The organism is Xanthomonas sp. NCPPB 1325, from assembly GCF_041477645.2.
GTDB lineage: Bacteria > Pseudomonadota > Gammaproteobacteria > Xanthomonadales > Xanthomonadaceae > Xanthomonas > Xanthomonas cannabis.
In genome coordinates this window covers 1188261-1203442 of record NZ_CM192985.1, presented here as the reverse complement: position 1 = coordinate 1203442, position 15182 = coordinate 1188261, and the positions used below count along the sequence as shown (strand labels likewise).

General features: G+C 66.6%; 14 protein-coding genes and 1 other RNA gene. 14 read left to right on the top strand and 1 reads right to left on the bottom strand.

Annotated elements, in window-relative coordinates:
• The first annotated feature begins 385 nt into the window (after positions 1-385).
• The 6 genes from ACCQ10_RS04820 (at position 386) to rlmM (ending at position 5986) form a co-directional block, all read left to right on the top strand.
• Positions 386-2125, top strand: a complete 1740-nt coding sequence (locus ACCQ10_RS04820) for a glutamine--tRNA ligase/YqeY domain fusion protein (protein WP_372362394.1) — start codon at positions 386-388, stop codon at positions 2123-2125.
• 200 nt (positions 2126-2325) lie between these two features.
• Positions 2326-3255 (top strand): DMT family transporter, encoded by a 930-nt coding sequence (locus ACCQ10_RS04815; RefSeq protein WP_372362393.1) that lies wholly within the window; start codon positions 2326-2328, stop codon positions 3253-3255.
• Between the two features lie 60 nt (positions 3256-3315).
• A complete protein-coding gene (locus tag ACCQ10_RS04810) occupies positions 3316-3555 on the top strand; it encodes a hypothetical protein (RefSeq protein ID WP_372362392.1) in 240 nt (79 codons plus the stop codon).
• Positions 3556-3824: 269 nt separating this feature from the next.
• The gene (locus ACCQ10_RS04805) at positions 3825-4163 is read left to right on the top strand and encodes a hypothetical protein (RefSeq protein WP_039410073.1); all 339 of its coding nucleotides are present in this window, start codon (positions 3825-3827) and stop codon (positions 4161-4163) included.
• 197 nt (positions 4164-4360) lie between these two features.
• Positions 4361-4921: a nucleoside deaminase gene (locus ACCQ10_RS04800; protein WP_039409968.1), complete on the top strand. Its 561-nt coding sequence runs from the start codon at positions 4361-4363 to the stop codon at positions 4919-4921.
• A 21-nt stretch (positions 4922-4942) separates the two neighbouring features.
• A complete protein-coding gene (rlmM, locus tag ACCQ10_RS04795) occupies positions 4943-5986 on the top strand; it encodes a 23S rRNA (cytidine(2498)-2'-O)-methyltransferase RlmM (RefSeq protein WP_104580899.1) in 1044 nt (347 codons plus the stop codon).
• 479 nt (positions 5987-6465) lie between these two features.
• Here the strand turns inward: rlmM and ACCQ10_RS04790 are convergent, their stop codons facing one another.
• Positions 6466-7575, bottom strand: a complete 1110-nt coding sequence (locus ACCQ10_RS04790) for a Gfo/Idh/MocA family protein (RefSeq protein WP_372362391.1) — start codon at positions 7573-7575, stop codon at positions 6466-6468.
• A gap of 254 nt (positions 7576-7829) precedes the next feature.
• On the opposite strand from ACCQ10_RS04790, the gene ACCQ10_RS04785 reads away from it, so the two are divergent.
• The 8 genes from ACCQ10_RS04785 (at position 7830) to ACCQ10_RS04750 (ending at position 14942) form a co-directional block, all read left to right on the top strand.
• Complete coding sequence (locus ACCQ10_RS04785; protein ID WP_372362390.1) at positions 7830-8735, top strand: SMP-30/gluconolactonase/LRE family protein; 906 nt, start codon at positions 7830-7832, stop codon at positions 8733-8735.
• Positions 8736-8816: 81 nt separating this feature from the next.
• Entirely contained in the window at positions 8817-9539 is a 723-nt protein-coding gene (locus ACCQ10_RS04780; RefSeq protein WP_228314416.1) for a hypothetical protein, read from the top strand.
• 148 nt (positions 9540-9687) lie between these two features.
• Positions 9688-10083 (top strand): EF-hand domain-containing protein, encoded by a 396-nt coding sequence (locus tag ACCQ10_RS04775; protein WP_039414727.1) that lies wholly within the window; start codon positions 9688-9690, stop codon positions 10081-10083.
• Between the two features lie 143 nt (positions 10084-10226).
• Entirely contained in the window at positions 10227-10700 is a 474-nt protein-coding gene (locus tag ACCQ10_RS04770) for a MarR family winged helix-turn-helix transcriptional regulator (protein ID WP_372362389.1), read from the top strand.
• Positions 10701-10733: 33 nt separating this feature from the next.
• The gene (locus ACCQ10_RS04765) at positions 10734-11561 is read left to right on the top strand and encodes a p-hydroxycinnamoyl CoA hydratase/lyase (RefSeq protein ID WP_047695330.1); all 828 of its coding nucleotides are present in this window, start codon (positions 10734-10736) and stop codon (positions 11559-11561) included.
• A gap of 83 nt (positions 11562-11644) precedes the next feature.
• Positions 11645-13114 (top strand): aldehyde dehydrogenase, encoded by a 1470-nt coding sequence (locus ACCQ10_RS04760; protein WP_372362388.1) that lies wholly within the window; start codon positions 11645-11647, stop codon positions 13112-13114.
• Positions 13115-13318: 204 nt separating this feature from the next.
• Positions 13319-14797, top strand: a complete 1479-nt coding sequence (locus ACCQ10_RS04755; RefSeq protein ID WP_372362387.1) for an AMP-binding protein — start codon at positions 13319-13321, stop codon at positions 14795-14797.
• Positions 14798-14866: 69 nt separating this feature from the next.
• Positions 14867-14942, top strand: a non-coding RNA gene (locus ACCQ10_RS04750) — sX9 sRNA.
• Positions 14943-15182: the final 240 nt, after the last annotated feature.

The following is a 15182-nucleotide window of genomic DNA, read 5'->3' as shown; positions in this document are numbered from 1 at the left end:
CGACCGAGGCCCGCCAGCCGCGCCCGGCCGCACGTGGGGACAACCGCCTTGCAGCGCGCAGCGACGGGATGGCGCTTTGGGCAGGGCCGGGTCGACCGATGCCCAGGATTGCACGGCCGCAGCCACGCAATGCGGTTGCGACGCACCGACGGCGGCAACCGCGCACTGGTCGCCGGGCACGCGGACCACGCGATGCGCCGGTGGGTTGCATGGTGCCAAACCGGGCCACGGCTACGCCAGGCATTGCCAGCACAGCCTGCAGCGGTGACGAACCGGCTAGCCGACACACCCGAACTGCCGGCCCGACGCGCCCCGCTGCCCCGCCGCCTACCCCTAACCGGTGCCACCGCCTAAACTTGCGGTTTACCTAATGCCGATGCCCCGCATGTCCGAGATTGCAGCCACCGACGCCACCGCCCCGGCGGAGAAGAAAGACTTCATCCGCCAGATCGTTCGCGAGGACCTGGCCAGCGGCAAGCACACGGTCATCCGCACCCGCTTCCCGCCCGAGCCCAACGGCTACCTGCACATCGGCCACGCCAAGGCGATCTGCCTGGACTTCGGCCTGGCCGCCGAGTTCGGCGGGCTGTGCAACCTGCGCCTGGACGACACCAACCCGGCCAAGGAAGACCCCGAGTTCGTGGTCGCCATCCAGGACGACGTGCGCTGGCTGGGCTACGAATGGGCACAGCTGCGCCACGCCTCGGACTACTTCGAGGTGTATTACCTGGCCGCGCAGAAGCTGATCCGCGACGGCCACGCCTTCGTCTGCGATCTCTCCGCAGAACAGGTGCGCGAGTACCGCGGCACGCTGACCGAACCCGGCCGCAATTCGCCGTTTCGCGAGCGCAGCGTCGAGGAAAACCTGGACCTGTTCGGCCGCATGCGCGCCGGTGAGTTCCCCGATGGTGCACGCACGCTGCGCGCCAAGATCGACATGGCCAGCGGCAACATCAACCTGCGCGATCCGGCGCTGTACCGCATCAAGCACGTGGAGCACCAGAACACCGGCAACACCTGGCCGATCTACCCGATGTACGACTTTGCGCATTCGCTGGGCGATGCGGTGGAAGGCATCACCCACTCGCTGTGCACGCTGGAATTTGAAGACCACCGCCCGCTCTACGACTGGTGCGTGGACAAGGTGGACCTGGCCGGTCACCCGGAATTGCTGCAGCCGCTGCTGGAGAAAGGCCTGCCGCGCGAAGCCGGCAAGCCGCGTCAGATCGAATTTTCGCGCCTCAACATCAATTACACGGTGATGAGCAAGCGCAAGCTCACCGCGCTGGTGGAAGAACAGCTGGTGGACGGCTGGGACGACCCACGCATGTACACATTGCAGGGCTTGCGTCGTCGTGGCTATACACCGGCGGCGATGCGCCTGTTCGTCGATCGGGTGGGTATCAGCAAGCAGAACTCGCTGATCGATTTCTCGGTGCTGGAAGGCTGCCTGCGCGAAGATCTGGACGCAGCGGCGGCGCGCCGCATGGCGGTGATCGAACCGCTCAAGCTGGTGCTGACCAACCTGCCCGAAGGCCACACCGAGACGCTGAAGTTTTCCAATCATCCCAAGGACGAGAGCTTCGGCACGCGTGAAGTGCCGTTCGCCCGCGAGCTGTGGATCGAGCGCGAGGATTTTGCCGAGGTCCCGCCCAAGGGCTGGAAACGGCTGGTACCGGGCGGTGAGATCCGCCTGCGTGGCGCCGGCATTGCGCGCGTGGATGAGGTGATCAAGAACGCCGACGGCGACATCGTCGAGCTGCGCGGCTGGCTGGACCCGGAATCGCGCCCAGGCATGGAAGGTGCCAACCGCAAGGTCAAGGGCACCATCCATTGGGTCAGCGCCGTGCATGCGGTGGACGCGGAAATCCGCCTGTACGACCGTCTGTTCTCGGTGGAAAAGCCCGACGACGAATCCGAAGGCAAGACCTACCGCGACTATCTCAACCCCGAGTCCAAGCGCAGCGTGCGCGGGTATGTGGAACCGGCCGCCGCGCAGGCAACGCCCGAGCAGGCGTTCCAGTTCGAGCGCACCGGCTACTTCGTTGCGGATCGCCGCGACCATAGCGCAGCCTCGCCGGTGTTCAATCGCAGCGTGACCTTGCGCGACACCTGGGCCAAGTAACGGGTGTCCGCACCGGATCAAGGCGCCGGTGCGGCCTTTGCACTGCGCAACACGTGACTACCGATGCGAAGGACGGGCCGCAGGCACCGCGCCTCCCGCTCAGGGCTGTCAAGACGCGTCGCGTTCTGAGCTGATGCACACGCGCAGGGAGCTGCGCCCGGCCGTGGCCTGCATGCTGCACGACTGACAGGAGCAACACGATGCGTGAGCGCTTGATGGTGGGGCTTGCCTGCGGCGTCGGCGCGGGCGCGCTGTGGGGGCTGGTGTTTCTGGCACCGCAGTTGTTGTCGGCGTTCACGTCCCTGCAACTGGCGGTGGCGCGCTACCTGTCGTACGGCGCGGTGGCGGCCGTGGTGCTGGCACCACGCGCGCGCCAGACCGCCGCCCGGCTGGGCCGCGCCGAGTGGTGGGCGCTGGTGCGCCTGAGCCTGATGGGGAATCTGATCTATTACGTGCTGCTGGGCAGCGCGGTGCAATGGGCCGGCAGCGCCGCCACCGCGCTGATCATCGGCCTGTTGCCGGTGGTGGTGACCGTCATCGGCACGCGGGCGGCGGGCGCGGTGCAGTTACGGCGGCTCGCTGCCCCGTGCGTGCTGTGCGTCATCGGCGTGACGCTGGTGGCGCTGGACACCGTGCAGGACGATTCGGGGCAGCAGGCGAGCGACCGTCTCACCCGTATTGCCGGCCTGTTGTGCGCCGTCGGTGCACTGGTCTCGTGGTCGGCCTATTCGATCGTCAATGCACGCTGGTTGCGGCGCCGCCCCGATCTGTCCGGCGGCGACTGGTCGCTGCTGACCGGCGTGGTCACCGGCGCACTGGCGGCATTGCTGGCGCCGGCTGCGCTGATCGGCAGCGCGCCGCATGCGCCGATCGATTGGGCCGGTTTCTGGGGCGTCTCGCTGTTGCTGGGCATCCTGGCCTCGGTGATCGGCAACGCCCTGTGGAACCGCGCCAGCCGCGTGCTGCCGTTGACGCTGGTCGGGCAGATGATCGTGTTCGAGACCATCTTCGCACTGCTGTACGGCTTTGCCTGGGAAATGCGTCTGCCCACGCCGCTGGAACTGGCAGCGATCGCGTGCCTGCTGGTCGGCGTGCTGTGGTGCGCAGCACTGCATTCGGAAGCGAATTGACGCCCAGCGCTGTCGAGGCGCTGTGCCTAGATTGCAGGCTGTGTCCACTGGAACGCCGCCATGTGCCTGCCACGCCCCAGCCCGCGGACGCTGTATGGCGCAGTGTTGTCGCTCTCCCTCGGGCTGACGGGCTGTTCGCCGCCGCCGCACAACGCGCAAGCGGTGACCCCGGCCGAGGCATTGTGCCTGTTCGTTCCGCACCCGCCGGACGACGAACTGCCCAGCGATCGCCGCGACGAAAGCATGCAGCAACTGGCCCTGGCCAGCCGTTGCGGTTCTGCACTGACCCGAGGGCGCTGACCACGCGCTTGCAGTACAGCGAGCCGTGGATGGGGACCCGTGGTCTTCTGCACGACCGCGACAGCCGGTGCCGCCGGTGCCCCGCCAACCGGCTGACCCACCAGACGCCGTCTGCCTCAGTGGTCACACTGCGCGCGGCAACGCCCGTTGACGCCAGCGACATGCAGTCGCGAAACGCGCAGCGATCAACGCCAGGGCCGCCTGGCCGCACCCCTGGGCGCGCCCAAGGCTTACCATGACCTCTCACCTGTCCTGATCGGAGCAACCGCATGTCCCGTGCCTTGTCCTGGTATCTGAGCAGCCTGTTGCTGTTGGTAGTGTTCACGTTGATCGGTTGTGTCGCCGCACCGCCGACCGAGGCCGCCACGCCACCTGCGGCGACCGCCAAACCCGTCACCGTCATCACCACGTGCAAGGTCGATGCCGATTGCACGGTAAAGAACGTCGGCAACTGTTGCGGGGCGTTCCCGGCCTGCGTCAACGTCAACAGCGCCACCGACCCCAAGGGTGTGATGGCGCAATGCCAGTCCAGCGGCATGATGAGCGTGTGCGGTTTTCAGGACATCAGCGGCTGCCAATGCGTCTCCGGCCAGTGCGCCGCCAAGTAGGACCACGACAGGGCCCCTGGGTGCAGTGAAGCGGCTGCCGCCGGTAGCGATCGCGTACGTTGGTTGCCGCCTGGCGTGCAGCAGCCCGTGGCCGGCAGTGACGGCATTCATCTCCGGCCACCTCCTGGTGTTGCGCGCTGCCCCCGGGCCGATACACTGCGCCGCCCCTTCCCCCCTCTCCTACCGGTCGTCACGTGATGCTCTACGCGCAAGTCCACCTCACCTTGCCCGCCTGGATCCATGATTTCGTGGATGCCAGTCGCGCCTATCCCAGCGACGACGAGAAGGTGGCGCTGGCGATCGCATTGTCGCGGATGAACGTCGAAGCACGCAGCGGCGGCCCCTTTGGCGCCGTGGTGTTCGGCCCGGACCATCACATCATTGCCGCAGCCGTGAATCGTGTGGTGCCGCAGACCACCTCGCTGGCGCACGCCGAAAACATGGCGTACATGCTGGCGCAGCAGCGCCTGCAGACCCCGCGCCTGAACGATGTGCTGTCGCCCATCACCCTGGCGACCTCCGCGCAACCGTGCTGCCAGTGCTACGGCGCCACGGTATGGGCGGGCATCGACCGGCTGCTGATCGGCGCCCGCGCCGAAGACGTGATGGCCCTGACTGAATTCGACGAAGGCCCGCTGCCCGCCGACTGGGTGGGCGAGCTCACCCGCCGCGGCATCGATGTGGTGCGCGACGTACAGCGCGAGCAGGCGTGCGCGGTGCTGCGCAGTTACGGCGAGGGCGGCGGTGACCATTATTGACCTCTCCCTGCGAGCGCTGCGATGAGCGGGCTGCTGTGTTACTGCCGCCAGGGTTTCGAGCCGGAACTGGCCGCAGAACTGAGCGCGCGCGCCGCGTTCGTCGGCATCGCCGGCTATGCGCGCACGCAGCGCAACGATGGCTATGTGGTGTTCGTCTGCGATGAAGCCGCGCAACTGGCCGCCAGGTTGCAGTGGCGCGAGCTGATCTTCGCGCGGCAGAAGTTGGTCGTCCTGGCCGAACTCAAGGGCATCGACCCAACCGATCGCATCACCCCGATCCTGGCCGCACTGCACGGGCAACCGCGCTTCGGCGACCTGTGGGTGGAGCATCCGGATTCGGATGCAGGCAAACCGCTGGCAGGCCTGGCGCGCAGCTTTGGCAATGCGTTACGCCCGGCCCTGCGTAAGGCCGGCCTGCTCACCGACAAGCCGCAGCCGCGCCTGCCACGCTTGCACGTGTGCTTCCTCGATGGCGACCACGCATTGCTGGCGGTGGCCGATGCCGACGACAGCGCGCCCTGGCCTCTGGGCATTCCGCGGCTCAAATTGCTGCCCGACGCACCGTCGCGTTCGGCGCTCAAACTGGACGAAGCACTGCTCACCTTGCTGACGCCCGACGAGCGCGAACGCCTGGTCAAGCCCGGCATGCGCGCTGCCGATCTTGGCGCCGCGCCCGGCGGCTGGACCTGGGTGCTCACCCGCCAGCATCTGCATGTCACCAGCGTGGACAACGGCCCGCTGCGCGAGCACGTGCTGGACACCGGCCTGGTCGAGCACCTGCGCGCCGATGGCTTCCACTGGAAACCGGCACAGGCGCTGGACTGGATGGTCTGCGACATGGTCGAGCAACCGCGCCGCGTCGCCGAGCGCATGGCCACCTGGGTGCGTGAAGGCTGGTGTCGCCACACCCTGTTCAACCTCAAGCTGCCGATGAAAAAACGCTGGGACGAAACCCGCCTGTGCCTGGATCTATTCGAGCAGCAGGCCGAAAAGTCGCTGACCGTGCGGGCCAAGCAGCTGTATCACGATCGCGAAGAGATCACGGTGCTGGCGATGCGGGATTGAGGCTGGGAATGGGGAATGGGGAATGGGGAATGGGGAATGGGGAATCGTAAAAGCGGTTGGTTGGCGCCCTGTCTGTATGTGCCGCCGTCCATTCCCTCGACGACCGCGCGCAGCTCACTGAGCGTTTGAACAACTCCTGCACAGCGAAGCGATGAGCGTCTGAAGCGCACCCAAGACGTGGAGCGGGAATTCTGGAGATGGTTGGTCCCGCGCGTTGATGACGCTTGTCCGTCACTCACTGCCACTCACTGCATCGACGTTTCTGCGACCTGTGGGCGCTGCCTGCCGCTGGCGTGCTGCGCGCCGCTGTCGAGCGTTGATTGTGCGAGCATGATGCACTGCGTTTCGTTGGCCGCTTGCTCGCCCCAGATTCCGCTGTCGGTTGCCGCTGTGTGCTGCCATGCCCAGCGGCCCTGAGCCGCTGCCGCTGCCGCTATTGCGGTTGCCCCGGCGGCAGTCGGCCGCCGGAGCTGGCTCATTTACAGCACGATGCGCTTGCTGCCTTCGCGAGCAGATCGGTAGATCGCATCGACAATGCGGATATCGCGCAGGCCTTCTTCGCCGGGCGCGCGCAGCGGCGTGCCATTCATGATGGCCAATGCGTCTTCGTCCATCTGCAAGGCCTGCTGGTGCGGCACCTTGGCATCGAACACACGGCCATCGCTGGCCTTGCCGGTGACGCCTTGGTAGCTCTGGAACGGCGACAGTTCGTACCAGCCGCGCTCGCAGTCGGCACGCAGCACGTTCATGTTGGCACCGAAACTGGTCTTGCACGCCGCACGCACGGCATTGGGGAATTCCAGCGTGAAATCCATATGTTCGTCCACTTCATCGAACAGTTCGGGACGGTCGGTCCAGCGCTTGGCGGTGACTGCCAGCGGCTCGGCACCCACGGTGTAGCGTGCGGCATTGAGTGGATACACGCCCATGTCGTACATCGCGCCGCCGCCGAATTCCGAGCGCAACCGCCATGGGCGATCGGCCTTGGTCGTATCGCGATATCCGTTGTAACCGGCCTCGGCACGCACGCGCTGCATGGCGCCGAACGGCTTCTCGCTGGCCATCGCAATCAGCCGCCGCGTGTTGGGCTCGTGCTGCATGCGGTAGCCGATCGTCAGCGCCACCTTGTTGCGCTTGCAGGCGGCAATCATCGCCTCGCATTCGCCGGCGTGCATCGCCATCGGCTTTTCGCACCACACGTGCTTGCCGGCTGCCGCTGCGCGCAGGGTCAGCGGCGCGTGCAGATGGGTCGGGGTGACGATGTACACCACGTCGATATCGTCGTTATCGGCAATCTTGTCGAAGTTCTCGTAGCTGTAGACATTGCGATCGGCGATACCGTACTTGGATTGCCATTGCGGAATCTTCGACGGCGTGCCGGTGACGATGCCGGCCAGCTTGCAGTGCTTGGTCAAGGCCAGACCCGGCGCGAGTTGTTCGCTGGCATAACTGCCGAGACCGGCCAGGGCGACATTGAGCGGCTTTCCCGGCTTCTTTTTGGGCAGCGCCCAGGCCGGCGTGCCCAGCAGGATGCCGGCACTGCCGAAGGCGGCGAGCAAGCGGCGACGTGTCAAGGATTCCACGGACATGCAAACCTCCTTCAAGTGAGAATGGCGACCAGCACTGGCAAGCGACGTCAGGCGGGCAGCGGTGACACCGCGATGTCATGCGGCATGCAAAACGCGTATGCACCACGCCATCGCCTGCCGGAGCAGAAGCTGCCGCCTGCACCTTGCACTGGTTCGGTACCGCCCGCGCACCTTACTTGATCGCGCGTGAGTACCGCCATGGTCGCGCTGCACGTTCTGGCACACTGCGCACGATCCCGCCTGGAGCATTCCGCATGATGGCTATTGCACGCGCCCGCTACCTGACGTTGGCGTTGTTGTTGTCCAGTCCGCTCGCTGCCGCGGCCGACGCGCCCTTCGTTGCGCGTGATCTGATCGGCGATGGCGTCTTCACGCATAACGCAGAAGGCCCGGCCACCGGCCCGGATGGCGCGCTCTACGCCGTGAACCTGGGCAAGGATGGCACCATCGCACGCATCACCCTGCAGCCGGACGGCAGTGCCAACGCGCAGGTGTTCGTCACCTTGCCGGCAGGCAGCACCGGCAACGGCATCCGCTTTCGCGATGGGGCGATGTACGTGGCCGATTACACCGGCCACAAACTGCTGCAGGTGAACATGCAGACCCGTGCCGTGACCACGTTCGCTGCGTTGCCCGACGCCGATGGTCCCAACGATCTGGCGCTTGCACCGGACGGCAGCTTCTACGCCAGCGACCCGAACTGGAAGGACAACAGCGGGCGCTTGTGGGGCATCGGGCGCGACGGCGCAGTGCGGCTGCTGGAATCCGGCATGACCACCCCCAACGGACTGGACGTCAGCCCGGACGGCAAGCGTCTCTACGTCAACGAAAGCATGTCGCGCAAGGTGTGGGTGTATGACCGTCGCGATGACGGCAGCCTGCGCAACAAGCGCCTGCTGATCGCGTTCCCCGATTTCGGCATGGATGGCATGCGCTGCGATGCCGATGGCAATCTGTACATCGCCCGCTACGATGCGGGGCAGATCGCCGTGGTGTCGCCAACGGGCAGGCTGCTGCGCACGGTTGCGCTGAAGGGGCGCAAGGCCAGCAACGTCGCCTTCGGCGGCAGCGACGGCAAACAGGTCTTTGTGACACTGCAGGATCGCGGCGCAGTTGAAACGTTCAGATCCGACCGCCCCGGGCGCGAAACCGGACATTGAAACTGCTGTGCGCGTCGCATCGGTTCTCAGCCCGCGCAACCGGGTGCTGGCATTGTGCAGGTCACCCGCGGAGGACTCCCCATGCAACCGATCGAACTCAAGGACGCAGCCGCCTTCGGCAGCGAATTCCTGCGACTGACCCTGTTGCAGGGGTTTCAGTCATTGACCAAGCGCGACCTGGAATTGTTGATCTTCGTGCTGCTCGAACGCGATGGCGCCATCTCGCGCAACAGCGCCAATGCCGTGGTCGCACTGCAGTTGCGGGTCACCTCGGCCAAGGTCAAGGCCCTGCGTCGCGATGGCTATGCGCGCTGGCGTGCGCTGGTGCCCGAGGAAGGCGACGCCGCCATGCAGCGCATCGTGGCCAACGTGCTGACCGAGGACAACCTGCGCTCGGGTGCCAAGCACGTCAGCGAACGCAGCCGCAAGGAAGGCTTCCTGGCAGTGCGCATCGAACACCCCGACGATGCGCAACAGTTCGAGCAGGCAATCCTCGACGTTGGCGCATTGCCGGTGTACGAACGCAATCGCGAAGTGGTGGCGGTGCGTTTCGACACGCTGTTGAAGATTGCCGAACGCTGGGGCTATCTGCAGCAGGACCCGCAGGCGGCCATCCGCGCGCTGCAAAAGCTCACCCCCACCGCCGAAGAAGTGGCGGACCTGCTGAAAAAAGACATCGCCCAGCTGCGTTGGGACGATGTGCGCCGCGCACTCAACAGCCTGGGCGCCAAGGCCGTGGCCAGCACCGCCGAGGGCGGACTGAAGGGGTTGCTCAAGATCGTGTTTCCCTTCATTCCCGGCTGAGCGACGTGCAGGGCAGCGGCGACACGCCGTTGCCCTGCACGCTGGCGGTCGCCCGCGTGGCGCGCAGCGGCCAGCGTGCAAGCGGTGCCCACCGCAATCGGCTCGACACCCACTATCCTTAGCGGCTGTTCCGCATCAGGGGGATCTGATGACCACCAGCCGTAGTGCCACCCTCATTGCCATGCTGCTCGCGTGCGGCGCCGCGCCCGCGCAGCAAGCACCCTCACCAGCCAGCAGCATGCCGCTGATCGAGGTACCCAACGTCATCCGCACCCAGCCGCTGGCCAGCGGCGAGGTCACCCATCAGACCCAGCTGGAGCGCCCGCGCGGCGAATCCAGCGTGATCGTGCGCTCGATCCAGCCCAGCAGCGTGGCGGGCAGCTACCGCATCGATTTCCAGGCGATGGACGTGGACGGCGATGGCCGCATCAGTCGCACCGAAGCCCAGGCCAACCCCGCACTGGCCGACGAATTCGATGCGCTGGATAGCCGTCACAGCGGCTATCTCACCCGCGAACAGCTGGCCGGCTGGCTGATCCAGTAGCCCTGACGCACATCCGCATGGCAGCCACGCGCGCCGGTGCTACGCAGGCGCGCGCCGGCCTTTCGTTTTTGACACACCACCCCCTTGCAGCGCTCGCTTCGCTCGGCTAGATTGTATTTAACGGATACAATTTGGATGGATCGATGACCGCTCGCCTGGCACTTGCCGCCGACCTCGGCTACCAACTGCAACTGGCCACCCTGGCCTCCAGCCACGCTGCGCGCCAGGAGCTGGCCGAACTGCACCTGACACCGGCGCGTGTCACCGCGTTGATTCATATCCGCGACCAGCCCGGCTGCGACCAGACCGAACTCGGCAATCGCCTGTTGGTCAACCGCGCCGCCGGCATGAAGATCGCCAATGCGCTGGCCGAGCAGGGCCTGATCGAACGCCTGGCCGGCCGCGACCGCCGCAGCAAGGGCCTGTACCTGACCGAGCACGGCCAGCGCACGCTGGAAGTGGCGCAGGGCTGCCTTGCGCGCGCCGTCGAACGCACCTGCGCCGGCCTGCTGGCCAGCGAGCAGCAGACCCTGCTGCGCCTGCTATGCAAATTGAACGCCAGCGCCACGCTGGAACGGACGACCGCGCCGGACCCCGCGCTGGCCGAAGACTTCTGATCCCCGCAGCCCCCGACTTGAAGGAGACGCCGCTTGAACGAGCATGACGTGGTATCGGTTCGCATCGAAAACCGCATTGCCTGGGTGAAGTTCGCCCGCCCTGACAAGCGCAACGCGATGAGCCCGGCGCTCAACCGCCGCATGATGGATGTGCTGGACGAGCTGGAGTTCGACGACAACGTCGGCGTGCTGGTGCTCGGCGGCGAAGGCACCGCCTGGTCGGCCGGCATGGATCTGAAGGAATACTTCCGCGAAACCGAAGCGCAGGGCCTGCGTGGCGTGCGCCGTTCGCAACGCGAATCCTATGGCTGGTTCCGGCGCCTGCGCTGGTATCAGAAGCCGACCATCGCGATGGTCAACGGCTGGTGCTTCGGCGGTGGCTTCGGCCCGTTGTTTGCGTGCGACCTGGCCATTGCCGCCGACGAGGCGCAGTTCGGCCTGTCGGAAATCAACTGGGGCATCCTGCCCGGCGGCGGGGTGACCAAGGTGGCGGTGGAATTGCTGTCCATGCGCGATGCGATGTGGATGACCCTGACCGGCGAAATGGTGGATGGCAAGAAGGCCGCCGAGTGGCGCCTGGTCAACGAAAGCGTGCCGCTGGAGCACCTGGAAGCGCGCACCCGCGAAGTGGCCGAGCTGCTGCTGCGCAAGAACCCGGTGGCGCTGAAATACGCCAAGGATGCGGTGCGTCGCGTGGGCACCATGACCTACGACGAAGCCGAGGACTATCTGGTGCGCATGCAGGAAGCGGCCAATTCCTTCGACAACAACGCGCGCAAGGAAGGCATCCGTCAGTTCATCGACGAGAAGAGCTACAAGCCCGGCCTGGGCGAATACGACCTGACCAAAAAGAGCACCTGAGCACGTCCAACGGCACCTGCAGCGCTGCGTGCACGCCACGCATCGCTGGCGCCGCCAGTGGTTTTCTGCACCGAGGAGGGAGTATGGAAGCCTTATCCGCAACGCTGCGCGGAATCGCCGCGCGTGGGCCCCTGGGCCTGTTCATCGATGGCCAGTGGCGCGCGAGCAGCGGCGACCGGCATGTCGACGTGGTCGCCCCGCACAACGAAGAGCGCCTACTGCGCTACACCGAACCCTCGCACGCAGATACCGAGGCCGCCGTGGCCGCGGCGCGTGCCGCCTTCGATACCGGCCCGTGGCCGCAGCTGTCGCCGCCCGAACGCGGCGCGGTGCTCAAGCGGGTTGCCGACCAGTTGCGTGCCCGCCTGCCGGAACTGGCCGAGGCCTGGACCGGCCAGGTCGGCGCCACCATCGGTTTCAGCCGCCGCGCCTCGCAGCAGGCGCCGGGGCTGTTCGACTATTACGGCGAGTTGATCACCACCCACCCGTTCGTCGAACCGCGCGCACGTGCCAACGGCGGCCGCGTGCATGTGGTGCAGGAACCGGTTGGCGTGGTCGCTGCCATCACGCCCTGGAATGCGCCGCTGGTGCTGCTCTGTTACAAGGTCGCCGCCGCGTTGGCCGCCGGTTGCACAGTGGTGGCCAAGCCATCGCCGGAAACCCCGATCGATGCCTACATCCTGGCCGAATGCATCAGCGCCGCCGGTGTGCCCGATGGCGTGTTCAACCTGTTGCCGGCCGGTCGCGACGTTGGCGAACAGCTGATCCGCCATCCGCTCGTCGACAAGGTGAGCTTCACCGGCTCCACCCAGGCGGGGCGGCTGATCGGTGTGGCCTGCGCCGAACGGCTGGCCCGGGTCGGCCTGGAGCTGGGCGGCAAGTCGGCCGCCATCGTGCTCGAGGATGCCGACCTCACCAAGGTGCTGCCCAGCCTGGTGCCCTATTCCATGCCGATCACCGGCCAGGTGTGTTTCTCGCTGACCCGGGTGCTGGTCCCGGCGCAACGGCGCGAGGAAATCCTGCAGGCGTATTGCGCGGCCCTGGGCGCACTCAAGCTCGGCGACCCGTTCGCCGCCGACACCGGCATGGGCCCGTTGGCGCTCGGCCGGCAGCTGGAACGCGTGCAGTCCTACATTGCGCAAGGCAGCGCCGAGGGCGCGCAGCTGGTGATGGGCGGCAACCGGCCAGCGCATCTGCCGCGCGGGTTTTTCCTCGAACCGACGGTGTTCGCCAATGTCACGCCCGACATGACCATCGCACGCGAGGAAATCTTTGGCCCGGTGGTCAGCTTCATCGACTACCACGACGAGGCCGACCTGGTCGCCAAGGTCAATGCCAGCGATTACGGCCTGCACGGCACCGTCTACAGCGAGGATGCCGACCGCGCGTACCGCATCGCACGCCGCGTGCGCAGCGGCAGCCACTCGATCAACGGCATGTGGGTAGACATCGACATGCCGTTCGGCGGCTTCAAGCACTCCGGCGTCGGCCGCGAAGGCGGCATCGAAGGGCTGCACGCCTTCCTCGAAACCAAAACCGTCTATCTCAGCTAGCCGGGCACCACCCGAGCGCGTACCGGCCAGCGGTGCGCGCCCGCCTCGCGGCGCTAACGCTGCGGCCCTGCCGCTCTCCTGCAACCGGTTCACGCCATCGCTGGTGAATGCCCGCTGCGTCATCGGGCGTGCGCGTGAACCTTCTGCCGTTGCCGTCGCACTCACGCCAGCCACTCCCCCAAACCGCATTCGGAAGACAGCGCCATGACCATGCCGACTGACTCGATTTCCTTCCATGCCCGCCTCACACCGCAACGCCTCGCCGCGCGCGACCTGTTGCTGGATCAGCAATGGACCTACGCCGAACTGGACGAGCTGATCGGCCGCCTCGCCGCCCTGCTGCAGGCGCGCGGCTGCATCGACGGCGAACGGCTCGCCGTGCTCGCGCGCAACTCGGTCTGGCAGGTGGCGCTGCACTTCGCCTGCGGACGCGTGGGCGCCATCTACGTGCCGCTCAACTGGCGCCTGAGCGCCACCGAGCTGGATGCCCTGCTGCAACGCGCCGAGCCGCGCTTGCTGCTGGGCGATGATGTCGCCACCGGGCGCGCGCATGTCGAAGCGCTGACGGACTTCATCGAGACCGCCAAGGGCCTCGCGCCGGCCGAGACGTCCTACATTCCGCCGGACCGCGTCAGCCTGATCCTGTTCACCTCGGGCACGTCCGGCCAGCCCAAGGGCGTGATGCTGAGCGAGCAGAACCTGCAGCAGGTGGCGCACAACTTCGGCGTCACCACCCGCGTGGATGCAGGCAGCAGCTTCCTGTGCGAAGCACCGATGTTCCACATCATCGGCCTGGCCACCAATGTGCGGCCGGCACTGGCGGTGGGCGGGTCGATCCAGGTCTCCAGCGGTTTCGAGCCGCAGCGCACGCTGGGCTGGCTCGGCAATCCGGCGCTGGGCATCACCCACTACGTCGGTGTGCCGCAGATGATGCAGGCCTTCCGCGCTCAACCGGGTTTCGACCCCGCAGCGCTGCGTCACCTCACTGCCCTGGTCAGCGGCGGCGCGCCACACGCCAGCGACGACCTGCTGGGCTGGGTGGACGACGGCATTCCCATGGTTTGCGGCTTCGGCATGAGCGAGGCCGGCACGGTGTTCGGCATGTCGGTCGATTGCGAGGTCATTCGCAACAAGCTGGGCGCGGCCGGCATCTGCTCGCCGACGGTGCAGACCCGCATCGTCGATGGCGACGGCAACGATTGCCCGACAGGTGTTCCCGGCGAGCTGTTGTTGCGCGGGCCCAATCTCAGCCCCGGCTATTGGCGCGACCCCAAGGCCACTGCGGAGATGCGCGATGCGCAGGGCTGGTTCCGTACCGGCGATATCGTCAAGCGCGATGCCGATGGCTTCTTCTTTGTGGTGGACCGCAAGAAGGACATGTTCATTTCCGGCGGCGAGAACGTCTACCCCGCGGAGATCGAAGCCGTGCTCGCGGATCACCCGCAGATCCGCGAATGCGCGGTGGTGGGCATGGCCGACCCGCAATGGGGCGAGGTGGGGTATCTGGCGATCGTGCCAGCCGCCGAGGACCCGGATCTAGAGCAGATCCGCAGCTACCTGATCGAGCGCCTGGCCAAGTACAAGGTGCCAAAGCATCTACGCGTGGTGGAAGCGTTGCCACGCACGGCGACAGGCAAACTGCAGAAGGCGCGCCTGAAGGATGCGCTTGCGAACGACGCGTAGCGTCTGCTGATGCACGTCGGACGCAGAGCAGCTGACAAAACGGCTGCGCGGCCGGTGTCCGGAACCCGCATGTACCACGCGTACACGCCGGTTCCTCCGCGCCGTCCGCACCCACCTGACGACCGCTCGCTACGTTCTGTTGGCCGCTCTTGGGCGGACACGTTGCCCGGCGGCGACGTGCCCGCCGATTGGCCTCGGCAGCGTGTGTGTGTCGCTGCGCGTCCCTGACTCCAGCACGCTGCACTCGCCCTACATCCAACGCACGCGCAGGGCGAGTGCTGAAGACACCGTCGTAGGCACCACTGTCCCAATACGCACATCGGGCAGCCTTGGCTGCCCGATGTGCATTACTCAGACCGCCTGCATCGTGCCTTTCACTGCAGCA